Source organism: Thermomonospora cellulosilytica (assembly GCF_014138835.1).
Taxonomy (GTDB): Bacteria; Actinomycetota; Actinomycetes; order Streptosporangiales; family Streptosporangiaceae; genus Thermomonospora; species Thermomonospora amylolytica.
Window position 1 is genome coordinate 5,910,073 of record NZ_JACJII010000001.1, and the last position, 14,496, is coordinate 5,924,568.

Genomic DNA, 14,496 nt, shown 5'->3' on the forward strand with positions numbered 1-14,496 from the left:
CTGCCGGGACGGGTCCCGTGCCCGGTCCGCGGTGTCCGGACGGGCCGCCTGGGTAGGACGACCGGAGGCGGACGTACCGCGTGTCACGGCCCGGCATGAGGCGTAACACACGCGAAACATTTGGGACACGGCAGGGAAACGGCCGGCTCATAGCGTTCCATCAGCACGAAAGCGCCCCAAGGAGGTTGGATGTTCAGCAGCGCAGGCGAGGTCCTGAGCTACATAGAGGCCGAAGGCATCGAGTTCGTCGACTGTCGGTTCGTCGACCTGCCCGGCACCGTGCAGCACTTCACGTTCCCGGCGGACAACTTCGGGGAGAGCGTCTTCACCGAGGGCCTGATGTTCGACGGGTCCTCCATCCGCGGGTTCCAGGAGATCCACGAGTCCGACATGCTGCTGCTGCCGGACCCGACCACCGCGGTCGTCGACCCGTTCCGCCAGCACAAGACGCTGAACATCACGTTCTTCGTGCACGACCCGCTGACCGGGGAGCCCTACAGCCGCGACCCGCGCAACGTGGCCAAGAAGGCGCAGGACTACCTCAAGAGCACCGGCATCGCCGACACCGCCTACTTCGGGCCCGAGGCCGAGTTCTACATCTTCGACGACGTCCGGTTCGAGACCAAGCAGAACGCCGGCTACTACTACCTCGACTCGATCGAGGGCGCCTGGAACACCGGCCGCGAGGAGGCCGGCGGCAACCTGGGCGCCAAGCCCCCGTACAAGGGCGGCTACTTCCCGGTCCCGCCGATGGACCACTACACCGACCTGCGCTCGGAGATGGTGGCCAACCTGATCAAGGTCGGCATCAAGGTCGAGATGCAGCACCACGAGGTCGGCACCGCGGGCCAGGCGGAGATCGACTTCCGGTTCGGCGAGATGCTCACCACCGCCGACAACCTGATGCTCTACAAGTACGTCGTCAAGAACACGGCGCGGGCGGCCGGCAAGACGGTGACCTTCATGCCCAAGCCGATCTTCGGTGACAACGGCTCGGGCATGCACTGCCACCAGTCGCTGTGGAAGGACGGCTCGCCGCTGTTCTACGACGAGGTCGGCTACGCCGGGCTGTCGGACACCGCCCGCTGGTACATCGGCGGTCTGCTCAAGCACGCCCCGGCGCTGCTGGCGTTCACCAACCCGACCGTGAACTCCTACCACCGGCTGGTGCCCGGCTACGAGGCCCCGGTCAACCTGGTGTACTCGCAGCGGAACCGGTCGGCCTGCATCCGGGTGCCGATCACCGGCTCCAACCCCAAGGCCAAGCGGATCGAGTTCCGGGTGCCGGACCCGTCCTGCAACCCGTACCTGGCGTTCTCGGCGATGCTGATGGCCGGCATCGACGGCATCAAGAACAAGATCGAGCCGCCGGAGCCGGTCGACAAGGACCTCTACGAGCTGCCGCCGGAGGAGGCCCGCGCCATCCCGCAGGTGCCCGGTTCGCTGGAGGCGGTGCTGAACGCGCTGGAGGCCGACCACGAGTTCCTGCTCGAGGGCGGGGTCTTCACCGAGGACCTGATCCAGACCTGGATCTCCTACAAGCGCGAGAACGAGCTGGACCCGATCCGGCTGCGCCCGCACCCGCACGAGTTCGAGCTGTACTACGACGTGTGATCGGCGCTCCCCTGCCGGAGCCGGCCATTCGTCGCGGCCCCGTCACCGGATTCCGGTGGCGGGGCCGCCGCCGTTCCGGGCCGGGCATGATGCAGGGCATGGACGCAACCGATCCGCTGGAGCGCTGGCGGGAGGCCGTGCACGGGTGGCGGCTCCCCGCACGGTTCCGGTCACCGGACGGCGCGGTGCGCAGGCCCGCGACCGTCGTGCGGGAGATCGCCGAGGCCGAGGTGCCGCCGGGCAGCCGCTCGTTCGCGCGGGAGGCCGAGGCGCTGCCCGCCGGAGGCGTGGTCCTGGACGTGGGCTGCGGGGCCGGGGGCGCGTCGCTGCCGCTGGCGGAACGGGCGGGGCGCATCGTGGGCGTGGACCCGGAGGGGCACCTGCTGGAGGCGCTGCGGGCCGGTGGGGGCCATCTGGGGGTCGCCGTGGAGACGGTGGAGGGCCGCTGGCCGGACGTCGCCGACCGGGTCGGCCCGGCGGACGTGGTGGTCTGCCATCACGTGCTGTACGGGGTGGCGGAGCTGGGGCCGTTCGCCGCGGCGCTCACCGCGCACGCCCGGCGGCGGGTGGTGGTGGAGATCCCCGAACGGCATCCCCTGCACACCCTCAACCCGCTGTGGGCGAGGTTCCACGGCCTGGTCCGGCCGGACGGCCCCACCGCCGACGACGCCGTGGCGGCCCTGACCCGTGCCGGGGTGAACCCCGAGATCGAACGGTGGACCGACGCGGGCGGCTGGGGGACGTACCCTGATCTGGCGACGCTGGCCGACCGCGTGCGGCGCCGGCTCCACCTCCCGCCGCAGGACACGCCCCGGGTGGCCGAGGCCCTCCTTGACCTGGGCGTCGATCCGGATCGGCCGCGGTTCCCCGGCACCGAGGGACGGACGCTGTGCACGATCTGGTGGGATCGGTGAGCTCTCCTTCGCACGGCAGGATGTCCACCTGAGTCGTTACCGGCGGCCGATTACTCCCCCGTAGGTCCCGGTTGGCCGGTAGGGGACCTACTACTCAAGGCTGAGGTCAAGACCGTTCGGCGCGGTGATCTCAAACGCGGGTCCGCTGAGGACGATGGTGTGCATGGTCCACACCGCCCCCCCAGTGAGTCGCGGGCCGCTCACCGAGCCGGCCGCGGGCCGGCGCACCCGGCCCGCGACGACGTGGGCGGCCCGGCTGGTCTCCGCCCCGCCCGTGTGGCGGGAGCTGGCGCTCATCGCGCTGTTCTACACCGCCTACACGCTGACCAGGCTGGTGCTGAACGGCGGCACCGCGGCGGCGTTCAGCAACGCCGACCGGATCCTGGCGTTCGAGCGGGCGCTGGAGCTGGACGTGGAGCTCGGCCTCAACCGGTGGCTGCTGCAGGAGCCGTGGCTGGCCCGTGCGGCGAACTACTACTACGGCATCGCGCACTTCGCGGTGACGCTGGCGATCGTGGTCTGGCTGTACCGGTACCGGCCGGAGGACTACCGGTGGCTGCGCACCGCGCTGATGGCGGCGACCGCCGTGGCGCTGATCGGCTACTGGCTCTATCCGCTGGCGCCGCCGCGCTTCCTGCCGGACGAGGGGTTCGTGGACCCGGTGCAGGCGCTCGGCTCGTGGGGGCTGTACTCGGGGCAGAGCGCGGGCGCGCTGGCCAACCAGTACGCGGCGATGCCGTCGATGCACGCCGGCTGGGCGGTCTGGTGCGGGTTCGTGCTGGCCCGGCTGGGAGCGCACCCACTGGCCAAGGCGATCGGCGTGCTGTACCCGCTGGTCACGGTGCTGGTGATCCTGGCGACCGCCAACCACTACATCATCGACGCGGTCGTGGGAACCGCTCTGGTCGTGGGAGCGCTGGCACTGTCGTGGACGCTGCACCGGCGGCGCCGTTCGCCCCGTACGCCACCGAACGCCCCGGACACGCCGGTCCTCCCGGTCCCGCGGGCCCGGACGGCTCCGGAGGCTGCGGGAACGCCGGGCGCACCGGATGTGAGAGCCGATGCCGCCGTTGCCGATGATGCCGCTGTGACCTTCGTCTGAGAATCTTCTTCCATGGCCAGGACGACCGCGACCGCCTCGGGGGCCGGGGCCCCGCAGCAGGACGGCGGCCCGCACGGGGTGGCCCGGCGGATCGGCGAGCGGGTCCCCGGCCGGCCGCGCTGGTGGGCCGAGCTGGCGCTGATCGCGATCTGCTATCTGGCGTACTCGATGGTGCGCAACCTGGTGCCGGCCGACCACGCCGCCGCGGTGGCCCGCGCCCACGAGATCCTCAAGCTGGAGGACATGCTGCGGCTGGACGTCGAGTACGGCCTGAACCGGCTGTTCGCCGAGCAGTCGTGGCTGGGGGTCGCGGCGAACTACTACTACGCCACCCTGCACTTCGCGGTGACGATCGGGGTGCTGGTCTGGCTGTACGCATGGCATCCGGGCCGGTACGCGACCTACCGGTGGATCCTGTTCGGGGCCACGCTCACCGCGCTGGTCGGGTTCTACTCCTATCCGCTGGCTCCGCCCCGGATGCTGCCGGGCTACATCGACACGGTCATCGAGTTCAACACCTGGGGGCTGTACGACTCCTCGCCGGTGGCGACGATCTCCAACCAGTACGCGGCGATGCCCTCGCTGCACACCGCCTGGTCGCTGTGGTGCGGGATCGCGATCTTCGCCGTGGCGGGGCGGCGCTGGGTGCGGGCGCTGGCGCTGCTCTACCCCACCGCCACCGTGCTGGTGATCATGGGCACGGCCAACCACTTCATCCTGGACGCGGTCGGCGGGGCGGTGGTGCTCGCGATCGGGTACGCGGTCAGCCCCGGGACGGTCCGGGCGATGGCCGTGGTGCTGCAGGTGCGCCGCAGCACCGCCTGAACGCCCTACTGCTCCTCGCCGTAGAAGACCCGTTCCACCACCCGGCGGGCGCGGCGGGCGTGCCGGCGGTAGTCCTCCAGCAGGTCGCCGGTGCCGGGGTAGCCGAGGATGGCGGTGACGGCCGAGCGTTCGCGGTGGTGGTCGGTGGGCAGCAGGTCGGAGGCCCGGCCGCGGACCAGCATCATCGTGTTGCGGATCCGGGTGGCCAGCTGCCAGGCCGCCGACAGCACCCGTCCGTCGGCCTCGTCCAGCAGGCCCGCCTCCACCGCCGCGTCGAGGGCGGCCAGGGTGCGGGTGGTGCGCAGCCCGGCGACCTCGTGGGCGTGCCGGAGCTGCAGCAGCTGGGCGACCCACTCCACGTCCGACAGTCCGCCGGGGCCCAGCTTGGTGTGCAGCCGGCGCTCCACCCCGCGGGGCAGCCGTTCGGACTCCATCCGCGCCTTGAGCCGGCGGATCTCGCGCAGCGCCGCCTCGTCGATGCCGTCGCGGGGCCAGCGGATCGGGTCGATCAGCGCGCGGAACCGGTGGCCCAGCTCCGCGTCGCCGATGATCGGGTCGGCGCGCAGCAGGGCCTGGCTCTCCCAGGGCGCCGACCAGCGCGCGTAGTAGGCGGCGTACGAGGCCAGGGTGCGCACCAGCGGTCCCTGCCGGCCCTCGGGGCGCAGGTTGGGGTCGATCTGCAGCGGCGGGTCGGGGGCGGGCCGGGCCAGCAGCCGGCGCAGCTCCTCGGCGACGGCGTGCGCGGCGCCCTGGGCGTCGCGTTCGTCGGCGCCGGGCAGCGGGTCGTGCACGAACATCACGTCGGCGTCGCTGCCGTAGCCGAGCTCGTGGCCGCCCATCCGGCCCATGGCGACCACGGCGATGCGGGTGGGCAGCGGCCCGCGCCGCTCCATCTCGATCTTGTTGATCGCGGCCTGCAGGGCGGCCTCGATGGTGACCGAGGCGATGTCGGTGAGCGCCTCCCCCACGGTCCGCACGTCGGTCATGCCGAGCAGGTCGCCCACGCTGAGCCGGAACAGCTCGCGGCGACGCAGCCCGCGGACCACCGCGACGGCGTCCTCGGCGGACTCCTCGGCGTCCCGGCCGGCGTCCTCGCGGCGGCGCACCGCGGCCAGCGCCTCCGACAGCAGCGCCTCGTGGGAACGGGGCGCCAGGTCCGCGTCGGTGGCCAGCATCGCCACCGCCTCGGGGGCGCGCAGCAGCAGGTCGGTGGCGAACCGGCTGGCCGACAGCACCCGCGCCATCCGTTCGGCCACGGTGACCTCGTCGCGCAGCAGCCGCAGATACCAGGGGGTGGTGCCGAGGGCGTCGCTGACCTGCCGGAAGCCCAGCAGCCCGGCGTCGGGGTCGGGACCGTCGGCGAACCAGCCCAGCATCACCGGCAGCAGGGTGCGCTGGATCGCGGCCCGCCGGGACACCCCGGAGGTGAGGGCCTGGATGTGCCGCAGCGCCCCGGCCGGGTCGTTGAAGCCCAGCGCGGTGAGCCGGGTGCGGGCGGCCTCGGGGGTGAGGCGGGCCTCCTCCTCGGGCAGCCGGGCGACCGCGCGCAGCAGCGGCCGGTAGAACAGCTTCTCGTGGATGGTGCGCACCCCGCGGGCGTGCCGCCGCCACAGCGCGGTGAACTCGCCCTCCGGGTCGGTGCGCAGCCCCAGCGCCCGGCCGAGCCGCCGCAGGTCGGCCGGGTCGTCGGGGACGACGTGGGTGCGGCGCAGCCGGTAGAGCTGCAGCAGGTGCTCCACACGGCGCAGGAACCGGTACGCCGACGCCAGGCCCGCCGCGTCGTCCCGGCCGACGTAGCCGCCCTGCGACAACGCCGCCAGGGCGTCCAGGGTGTTGGGGCTGCGCAGGGTCTCGTCGGCGCGGCCGTGCACCAGTTGCAGCAGCTGGACGGCGAACTCCACGTCGCGCAGCCCGCCGGGGCCGAGCTTGAGCTGCCGTTCGGCCTCCTCGGTCTGCCTGTGCAGGTGGCTCTCCACCCGCTGCCGCATGGCCTGCACGTCCTCGACGAAGCTCTCCCCCGCCGCGGCCTTCCACACCATCGGGCCGATGGCGTTCATGTACTCCTCGCCGAGGGCGAGGTCCCCGGCGACCGGGCGGGCCTTCAGCAGGGCCTGGAACTCCCAGGTCTTGGCCCATCGCTCGTAGTAGGCGCGGTGGCTGGCCAGGGTCCGCACCAGCGGCCCGGCCTTGCCCTCGGGCCGCAGGGCGGCGTCGACCTCCCACAGCGAGCCCTCGGGGGTGGTGGCCGAGCAGGCGCGCATGAGGGCGGAGGCCAGCCGGGTCGCGGCGCGCAGCGCCTCGGTCTCGGCCCGGCCCGCCTTGGGCTCGGCCACGAAGATCACGTCGACGTCGCTGACGTAGTTGAGCTCGCGCCCGCCGCACTTGCCCATGCCGATGACCGCCAGACGGCACAGGCCGGCATCGGGGACCTCGGCGCGCGCCACGGCCAGGCCCGCCTCCAGCGCGGCGGCGGCCAGGTCGGCCAGCTCGGCGGCGACCTCGCCGATGTCGGCGACCCCGGTCAGGTCCCGTCCGGCCAGGTGCAGCAGGTGCCGGCGGTAGGCGGCGCGCAGCGCCACCAGGGTGTCGGTGGAGCCGTCGCGGGCGCACGGCTCGGGGTCCGCCGGATCGGCGCCGACCGCGTGCAGCAGGCTGTCGCGGAGCCGCTGCGGACCGGGACGTTGGATCGCTCCATCCCCGCTGAGCACCTCCCAGTCGCCGGGATGGCGGGCCAGGTGCTCGGCGAGCGCGGAGGAGACCCCGAGCACCGCCGGCAGCCGCCGCCGCACGCCCTCGTCGGCCTGCACCGCGGCGCGGGCGGGCTGGTCCAGCCCGCCGAGCAGGGTCACCAGGCCGCGCAGCGCCAGATCGGGATCGGCGGCGGCGCCGAGGGACTCCAGCACGGGATCGGCGATCGGCGTCCCGTCGGCGGCGGCCTCGGCCAGCAGGCGTTCGGCCCGGCCGGCGTCGGTGAACCCGAGCCGGGCGAGCCGGCCGGCCAGGGAGGGGCGGCGGTCAGGGGTCCACAGCTCGCTCACGGGTCAACCGTAACCGCGCGGCCCGCCCGGGACGGGAAAACCGGGCCCGCGGAAGATTTCCGTTCCGACAAGATCGCCCGGCCCCGGCCCGTTTCGTCCCGGTCGCGGCCGGCCGTCCGGTCTCACAGCACCGCGATGTAGCGCTTGCGCTCGTACTCGGTGACGTGCCGCCGGTACTCCTCCCATTCGGCGCGCTTGTTGCGCAGGAAGAAGTCGAACACGTGCTCGCCGAGCACGTCGGCCATCAGCTCGCTCTGCTCCATCGCCGCGATGGCCTCGTCCAGGCTCTGCGGCAGCGGCTTGATGCCCAGCGCCCGCCGTTCGGCCGGGGTCAGCGCCCACACGTCGTCCTCGGCGCCCGGCGGCAGCTCGTAGCCCTCCTCGATGCCCTTGAGCCCGGCACCGAGGATGGCCGCGAACGCCAGGTAGGGGTTGGCGGCGGTGTCCACCGACCGGAACTCGATCCGGGTGGAGTGGCCCTTCTGCGGCTTGTACATCGGGACCCGTACCAGCGCGGACCGGTTGTTGTGGCCCCAGCAGATGTAGGAGGGGGCCTCGCCGCCGGCGCCCGCGGAGGCGCCCACGCCGCCCCACAGCCGCTTGTAGGAGTTGACGAACTGGTTGGTGACGGCGGTGATCTCGGCGGCGTGCCGCAGCAGGCCGGCGATGAACGCCCGCGCCACCTTCGACAGCTGGTACTCGGCGCCCGGCTCGTAGAAGGCGTTGCGGTCCCCCTCGAACAGCGACATGTGGGTGTGCATGCCGGAGCCGGGGTGCTCGGTGAACGGCTTGGGCATGAAGGAGGCCCACACCCCCTGCTCGAGGGCCACCTCCTTCATCACCAGCCGGAACGTCATGATGTTGTCGGCGGTGGTCAGCGCGTCGGCGTAGCGCAGGTCGATCTCCTGCTGGCCGGGGGCGCCCTCGTGGTGGCTGAACTCCACCGAGATGCCCATCGCCTCCAGCATCATGATCGCGTTGCGCCGGAAGTCGTGCGCGGCGCTGTGCGGGGTGTGGTCGAAGTAGCCGCCGGCGTCCACCGGCTCGGGCTCGGTGCCGTCCTCGGGAAGGTTCTTCAGCAGGAAGAACTCGATCTCCGGGTGGGTGTAGAAGGTGAAGCCCAGGTCGGCGGCCTTGCCCAGGGCGCGCTTGAGCACGTACCGGGGGTCGGCGAAGCTGGGCGTGCCGTCCGGCATCAGGATGTCGCAGAACATCCGGGCGGTGCCCGGGGACTCGGCGCGCCAGGGCAGCACCTGGAAGGTCGCCGGGTCCGGCTTGGCGATCATGTCCGCCTCGTAGACCCGGGCGAAGCCCTGGATGGCCGAGCCGTCGAACCCGATGCCCTCGGCGAAGGCGCCCTCGAGCTCGGCGGGCGCGACCGCGACCGACTTCAGGAACCCGAGCACGTCGGTGAACCACAGCCGGATGAAGCGGATGTCGCGCTCCTCCAGTGTGCGGAGCACGAACTCCTGCTGACGGTCCAAGGCCTTCTCCCTCGATTGCCTCTGTCTGCCCGACTGTCCTACTACCCGGCCGGCGGCTCTGCGGGGCTCACATCCCTGTACCCCCGCCTCCGGGAACGGTCCCCGGTGCTCCGGCGTGCGCCGACACGTCCGCCGTCTAGCCAGTATGCCCTGCGGGCATTACCGCGGCGTTACAGACCCGCCAGAAGGGGTCTGCCCGGAGCAAACCTCTCGACACGTCCGAAAACACGGGGAACGTGTCGCACCCGGATCCGGCCGATCGGCGTTGCCGAACTCTTGACGTGGCGATGGGGGACTCCCCCGGGCGTGATCTTTAGCCTGGTCGTGCCGTGGACGCCGCACTTGTTCTCTCGCTCGCCGACCGGGTGGCCGCGCTCGCCACCCGGTCCGGCATGCATCCCGCCGCCCGCACGATCGGCGCGCGGGCCGACGAGTGGGCCCGCGTCCGGGGCCTGGTGACCGGCGCCCCGGACTCCTCGCCGCTGGGGCGGGCGCGGTTCGACCGGCTGGCGGGCCGGATCTTCCCGCAGGCGCCCGCCGACCGGGTGGAACTGTTCACCCGCTGGCTGATCTGGGCCTACGCCCTCGACGACGCGATCGACGACACCTCGGTGGGCGGCTCGGCCACCGCCGTGCACGGGCTGTACGCCGACCTGCTGGGGGCGCTGCGCCGCGGGCACGCCAAGCCGGAGGCGCGCCCGCTGGAGGTCGCGCTGGCCGAGCTGTGGCGCGAGACGGTGCCGGGGACCGATCCGCAGTGGCGGCGGCGCTTCCTGCGGCACATGGAGGAGCACCGGGCGGGCTGCGCCGAGGAGGCCGTCGACCGCCGCACCGGCCGGATGCCGACCCTGGAGGAGTTCCCGGGGCTGCGCCGCCGGGCCGCCGCGCCGTTCCTGTTCGACCTGGCGGAGCCGGTGCTGGGGGTGGCGCTGGACGCCGGGCTGGCGGTCACGCCGTCCTGGAAGGCGCTGGTCGAGAGCACCGCCGACATGATCACCTGGGTGAACGACGTGATCTCCTACCCCAAGGAGACCCGGCCCGGCGCGCCGCCCCCGGTGGGCAACTACGTGGCGGTGATCGGCGAGGTCTACCGGCTGGAGCCGGCGGAGGCCGCCCGCCGGGTGGTGGACCTGATCGCGCGGCGCGCCCCGCGGGTCCGGGGGGCCGCCCGCGCGCTGGCCGCCGAGCTGGACCGCCTGCAGATCACCCCGCAGGGCCGCCGGGACGCCGCCGCGATCGTCCGCACCCTGCTCGCCGCCCCCCGCGCCCACCTGGACTGGCTGACCGAGACCGGCCGCTACGCGCTGCCGGCCGCCGGCTCCCCCGTCGTTCCCGTGCACCGCCAGGCCGCCGGGCTCCGCTCCCACCTCGACGACACCGTCACCGGCCTGCGCTGACGCCTTTCTCCTAGGGTTCCGCGGCGTCCGCCCGGCCCGTGAGCGCGTCCCCCGTGGTCGTACGGGAGTAGAGGACGCGGCGGCCCACCCGGTGACCGGTGACCAGGCCGCAGGCGCGCAGCACGGCCAGGTGCTGGCTGACCGCGCCCGGGGTGACGTCGAGCCGCCGGGCCAGCTCGGTGGTCGAGGAGGGCGCCTGCAGGCCGGTCAGCACGGCGGCGCGGACACGGCCGAGCAGGGCCGCCAGCGCGTCGGGCGGCGGGGCGGGGGCCGCCTCCCACAGGGTGGCCACCGCGTACGGCGGGTAGATCAGCTGCGGCTGGTAGGGCGGGAGCATCGCCAGGACCTCCGGCCAGGCGAACGCGCTGGGCACCAGCAGCATCCCCTGGCCGCCCAGGACGGCCCGTTCGGTGTAGGCGACGTTCACCTGGAGCCGTTCGCCGTCCCAGCGCACCCGTTGGTGCAGGTCGGCGAACAGGCCCTCGGTGCCGCGTTCGGTCAGCGCCCGCGTCCGGCGCAGCACGTCGGCCTCCAGCAGGTCGCGCACCCGCGGCCAGTGCGGCGCCAGGGCCACCTCCCAGTAGGCGACCAGCAGGTCGGTCAGCAGGTCGAGCGCCCGCCGCGGATCGGCGGCCAGCTCGCGCCGCAGCGGGGCGGTCCGGTCGCGCTCGTGCCGCGGCACCCTCGGGTCGGTGTCCATCCACGCGACCTCCTCCACCACCTGCGCGGGGTCGGTGGCGCGGAGGGCGGCCAGCTCGTCGGCCAGGTCCGGCAGCGGGGTCCGCGGCGGCGGCGTGAGGAAGTCGGGGATGTAGCCGGTCGGGCCCACCAGCGCCCGCAGCGGATCCAGCCGCAGGCCCCGCAGCCGCGGCCGGACCCGGCGCACCCACGGCAGGTGCAGCGCGTGCCGGGCCGGGTCGGCCAGCACCCGCAGGCTCGCCACCATCTCCCCCAGCGGGGAGAACGCGAACCGGACCCGGGCCACGTCGTCCGGGGTGAGCACGTACTCGATCATTTAGCCCCCGCTAAAAGAATCGCACACGCTCCGGGGCGCTTCCCAGACTCGGCGCATGACCACCACCACCGAGGCGACCCGCCTGCCGGCGTTCCTGCACGACCGGGTCGGCGGGATGCCGCGCCCGTTCTGGGTGCTGTGGGCGGGCACGCTGATCAACCGGCTCGGCACCATGGTGGAACCGTTCCTGGGGCTCTACCTGACCGAGACGCGCGGGCTCACCCTCGGGCAGGCCGGGCTGGTGCTGTCGCTGCTCGGGCTCGGGTCGGTGTTCGCGCAGATCATCGGGGGCGCGCTGGCCGACCGGATCGGGCGGCGGGCCACCCTGGTGCTGGCGATGACGCTGAACGCGGCGGGCCTGCTGGCGCTCGGCTACGCGCAGGGGCTGCCCGCGATCATGGCCTCGGCGCTGCTGCTTGGGCTGGTGCTGGACATGTTCCGGCCGGCGTCCGCGGCGATGGTCGCCGACCTGATCTCACCGGCCGAGCGGCCCCGGGCGTTCGGGCTGCTGTTCTGGGCGATCAACCTGGGCTTCGCGGTGGCGATGGTGCTGGGCGGCACGCTGGCCCGGGCCGGCTACCTGTGGCTGTTCTGGGCGGACGCGATCACCTGCCTGGTGTTCGGGGTGCTGATCTGGCGGGCGGTGCCGGAGACGCGGGCGCGCCGGCCCAGGGCCGAACGGGAACCGGGCGGGTTCCTCGATGTGCTGCGCGACCCCGTCATGGTCGGCTACACGCTGGTGACCCTGGCGTACACGTTCGTGCTGATGCAGGCGTTCACCACGCTGCCGCTGGCGATGCGGGCCGACGGGCTGTCGGCGCAGGCGTACGGGCTGGCGGTGGCGGTCAACGGCGTGCTGATCGTCCTGCTGCAGCCGGTGGTGAACGGCTGGCTGACGCGCCGCGACCACAGCCGGGTCATCGTCACCGGCCTGCTGGTGGTGGGGGCGGGGACCGCGCTCTACACCGCGGCCTCCGCGCTGTGGGCGTACGCGGCGGCGGTGGCGGTGTGGACGCTGGGCGAGATCGCCGTCGCGGCGGTGGGCCAGGCGGTGGTCGCCGACCTGGCGCCGGAACATCTGCGCGGGCGGTACAGCGCGCTGTGGGGCGTGGCCTGGTCGGGCGGGTTCCTGCTGGCCCCGCTGGGCGGCACCCGGCTGCTGGAGGTCGGCGCGCCCGTGCTGTGGCTGACCTGCGCCGCGATCTGCGCCGTGGCGGCGGCCGGGCTGCTGGCGCTGGCGCCCGCGATCCGCCGGGCCCACCTGCGGGCGCTGCACGGGTCGTGACCCGGCGGTCCCGCCGCCGATCCACGCCGCCTACCCTGGGGGCGTGGCACAGCTCCGTTTGGCTCTCGCACAGGTGAATCCGACGGTCGGCGACCTCGACGGGAACGCGGACCTGATCGTGGAGTGGACGCGGCGCGCCGCCGAGGCCGGCGCGCACCTGGTCGCCTTCCCCGAGATGATGCTCACCGGATACCCGGTGGAGGACCTGGCCCTGCGCACCTCGTTCATCGAGGCCTCCCAGCGGACGCTGGAGCGCACGGCGCGGCGGCTGGCCGACGAGGGCCTGGGCGCGCTGCCCGTGGTGACCGGCTACCTGGACCGGCTGGGCACCTCCCGGCCCGGGCAGCCGGCGGGCGCGCCGCTCAACGCGCTGGCCTGGCTGCACGAGGGCCGGGTGGCGGCCCGTTCGGCCAAGCACCACCTGCCCAACTACGGGGTGTTCGACGAGTTCCGCTACTTCGTGCGCGGCGACCGGCTGCCGGTGGTGCGGGTGGCCGGCATCGACGTCGCCACGGTGATCTGCGAGGACCTGTGGCAGGACGGCGGCCCGGTGAGCGTGACCCGCGCGGCGGGCGCCGGGCTGCTGCTGGTGATCAACGGGTCGCCGTACGAGCGCAGCAAGGACGACGTCCGGCTGGAGCTGGCCGCCCGCCGGGCCCGGGAGGCGGGCTGCGCGCTGGCCTACGTCAACATGGTCGGCGGGCAGGACGAACTGGTCTTCGACGGCGACTCGATGATCGTGGGGCCGGACGGGGAGCTGCTGGCGCGGGCCGAGCCGTTCGCCGAGCGGCTGCTGGTGGCGGATCTGACGCTGCCGGCCGCCACCGCCTCGCCGGGCACGCAGCCGGTGCAGGCCGCCGACGGGGCCACCATCACGATCGAGCACACGGTGATCTCCGCCGATCCGGTGCCCGCCTACGAGCCCGCGCCGCCGCCGGTCGCCGAGCCGCTGGACGACCTGGCCGAGGTGTACCGGGCGCTGGTGCTGGGGGTGCGCGACTACGTCCGCAAGAACGGGTTCCGCTCGGTGATCTGCGGGCTGTCCGGCGGCATCGACTCGGCGCTGGTCGCCACCATCGCCGCCGACGCCATCGGCCCGGAGAACGTGCACGTGGTGCTGCTGCCCAGCCGCTACTCCTCCGACCACTCGGTGAACGACGCCGAGGAACTGGTCAAGCGGCAGGGGCTGCAGGCCCGCACCGTGCCGATCAACGAGATGGTGGAGGCGTTCGAGCGGCGGCTGGAGCTGACCGGGCTGGCCGAGGAGAACCTGCAGGCCCGGGTGCGCGCGGTGGTCTGGATGGCGCTGTCCAACCAGGAGGACCACCTGGTGCTGACCACCGGCAACAAGAGCGAGCTGGCCACCGGCTACTCCACCCTGTACGGCGACTCGGCCGGCGGGTTCGGGCCGATCAAGGACGTGATGAAGACGATGGTCTGGGCGCTGTCGCGGTGGCGCAACGCGCAGGCCGAGGCGGCCGGGCAGACCCCGCCGATCCCGGCGGAGATCATCGACAAGCCGCCGTCCGCCGAGCTGAGCCCCGGCCAGCTCGACACCGACTCGCTGCCCGAGTACGACGTGCTGGACGCGCTGCTGCACGACTACGTCGAGCGCGACATGGGCCGCGACGCCCTGATCGCCGCGGGCCACGACGCCGGTCTGGTGGAACGGGTCATCCGCCTGGTCGACCGGGCCGAGTACAAGCGCCGCCAGTACCCGCCCGGCCCGAAGATCACCCCGAAGAACTTCGGCCGCGACCGTCGCCTGCCCATCACCAACCGCTGGCGCGAACCCTCCGCCGGCTGACCCGCCGCCCCCGCG

The 14,496-nt window shown here is 73.5% G+C and carries 10 protein-coding genes; 7 read left to right on the top strand and 3 right to left on the bottom strand.

Annotated features, from left to right (window positions below; all coding sequences use genetic code 11):
• Positions 1–189 precede the first annotated feature (189 nt).
• The 4 genes from glnA (at position 190) to HNR21_RS27910 (ending at position 4,455) form a co-directional block, all read left to right on the top strand.
• Positions 190–1,614 (top strand): type I glutamate--ammonia ligase, encoded by a 1,425-nt coding sequence (glnA, locus tag HNR21_RS27895; protein WP_119729630.1) that lies wholly within the window; start codon positions 190–192, stop codon positions 1,612–1,614.
• A gap of 98 nt (positions 1,615–1,712) precedes the next feature.
• A complete protein-coding gene (locus HNR21_RS27900; RefSeq protein WP_182707521.1) occupies positions 1,713–2,528 on the top strand; it encodes a class I SAM-dependent methyltransferase in 816 nt (271 codons plus the stop codon).
• Positions 2,529–2,691: 163 nt separating this feature from the next.
• Positions 2,692–3,630, top strand: coding sequence for a phosphatase PAP2 family protein (locus HNR21_RS27905; RefSeq protein ID WP_220500324.1), 939 nt, complete (start codon positions 2,692–2,694; stop codon positions 3,628–3,630).
• 12 nt (positions 3,631–3,642) lie between these two features.
• Positions 3,643–4,455: a phosphatase PAP2 family protein gene (locus HNR21_RS27910; RefSeq protein WP_182707522.1), complete on the top strand. Its 813-nt coding sequence runs from the start codon at positions 3,643–3,645 to the stop codon at positions 4,453–4,455.
• A gap of 5 nt (positions 4,456–4,460) precedes the next feature.
• Here the strand turns inward: HNR21_RS27910 and HNR21_RS27915 are convergent, their stop codons facing one another.
• Together HNR21_RS27915 and glnA2 are read right to left on the bottom strand one after the other, a co-directional pair.
• Positions 4,461–7,493 (bottom strand): bifunctional [glutamine synthetase] adenylyltransferase/[glutamine synthetase]-adenylyl-L-tyrosine phosphorylase, encoded by a 3,033-nt coding sequence (locus tag HNR21_RS27915; RefSeq protein WP_182707523.1) that lies wholly within the window; start codon positions 7,491–7,493, stop codon positions 4,461–4,463.
• A gap of 122 nt (positions 7,494–7,615) precedes the next feature.
• Complete coding sequence (gene glnA2, locus HNR21_RS27920) at positions 7,616–8,977, bottom strand: gamma-glutamylpolyamine synthetase GlnA2 (protein WP_119729626.1); 1,362 nt, start codon at positions 8,975–8,977, stop codon at positions 7,616–7,618.
• Between the two features lie 329 nt (positions 8,978–9,306).
• On the opposite strand from glnA2, the gene HNR21_RS27925 reads away from it, so the two are divergent.
• Positions 9,307–10,374: a terpene synthase family protein gene (locus HNR21_RS27925; RefSeq protein ID WP_182707524.1), complete on the top strand. Its 1,068-nt coding sequence runs from the start codon at positions 9,307–9,309 to the stop codon at positions 10,372–10,374.
• A 10-nt stretch (positions 10,375–10,384) separates the two neighbouring features.
• Here HNR21_RS27925 and HNR21_RS27930 read toward each other — a convergent pair whose 3' ends face one another.
• Complete coding sequence (locus tag HNR21_RS27930; RefSeq protein WP_182707525.1) at positions 10,385–11,389, bottom strand: ArsR/SmtB family transcription factor; 1,005 nt, start codon at positions 11,387–11,389, stop codon at positions 10,385–10,387.
• Positions 11,390–11,444: 55 nt separating this feature from the next.
• Between HNR21_RS27930 and HNR21_RS27935 the strand changes: the two genes are divergently transcribed.
• Positions 11,445–12,674 carry an MDR family MFS transporter gene (locus tag HNR21_RS27935; protein ID WP_182707526.1) on the top strand — a complete coding sequence of 410 codons (1,230 nt, stop codon included), beginning with the start codon at positions 11,445–11,447 and terminating at the stop codon, positions 12,672–12,674.
• 43 nt (positions 12,675–12,717) lie between these two features.
• The gene (locus HNR21_RS27940) at positions 12,718–14,481 is read left to right on the top strand and encodes an NAD+ synthase (RefSeq protein WP_182707527.1); all 1,764 of its coding nucleotides are present in this window, start codon (positions 12,718–12,720) and stop codon (positions 14,479–14,481) included.
• The last annotated feature ends 15 nt before the right edge of the window (positions 14,482–14,496 follow it).

Bases quoted from the DNA above. Each gene is read 5' to 3' on its own strand.
- glnA (WP_119729630.1), top strand. From the start codon at position 190: ATGTTCAGCAGCGCAGGCGAGGTCCTGAGCTACATAGAGGCCGAAGGC.
- HNR21_RS27900 (WP_182707521.1), top strand. From the start codon at position 1,713: ATGGACGCAACCGATCCGCTGGAGCGCTGGCGGGAGGCCGTGCACGGG.
- HNR21_RS27905 (WP_220500324.1), top strand. From the start codon at position 2,692: ATGGTCCACACCGCCCCCCCAGTGAGTCGCGGGCCGCTCACCGAGCCG.
- HNR21_RS27910 (WP_182707522.1), top strand. From the start codon at position 3,643: ATGGCCAGGACGACCGCGACCGCCTCGGGGGCCGGGGCCCCGCAGCAG.
- HNR21_RS27930 (WP_182707525.1), bottom strand. From the start codon at position 11,389: ATGATCGAGTACGTGCTCACCCCGGACGACGTGGCCCGGGTCCGGTTC.
- HNR21_RS27935 (WP_182707526.1), top strand. From the start codon at position 11,445: ATGACCACCACCACCGAGGCGACCCGCCTGCCGGCGTTCCTGCACGAC.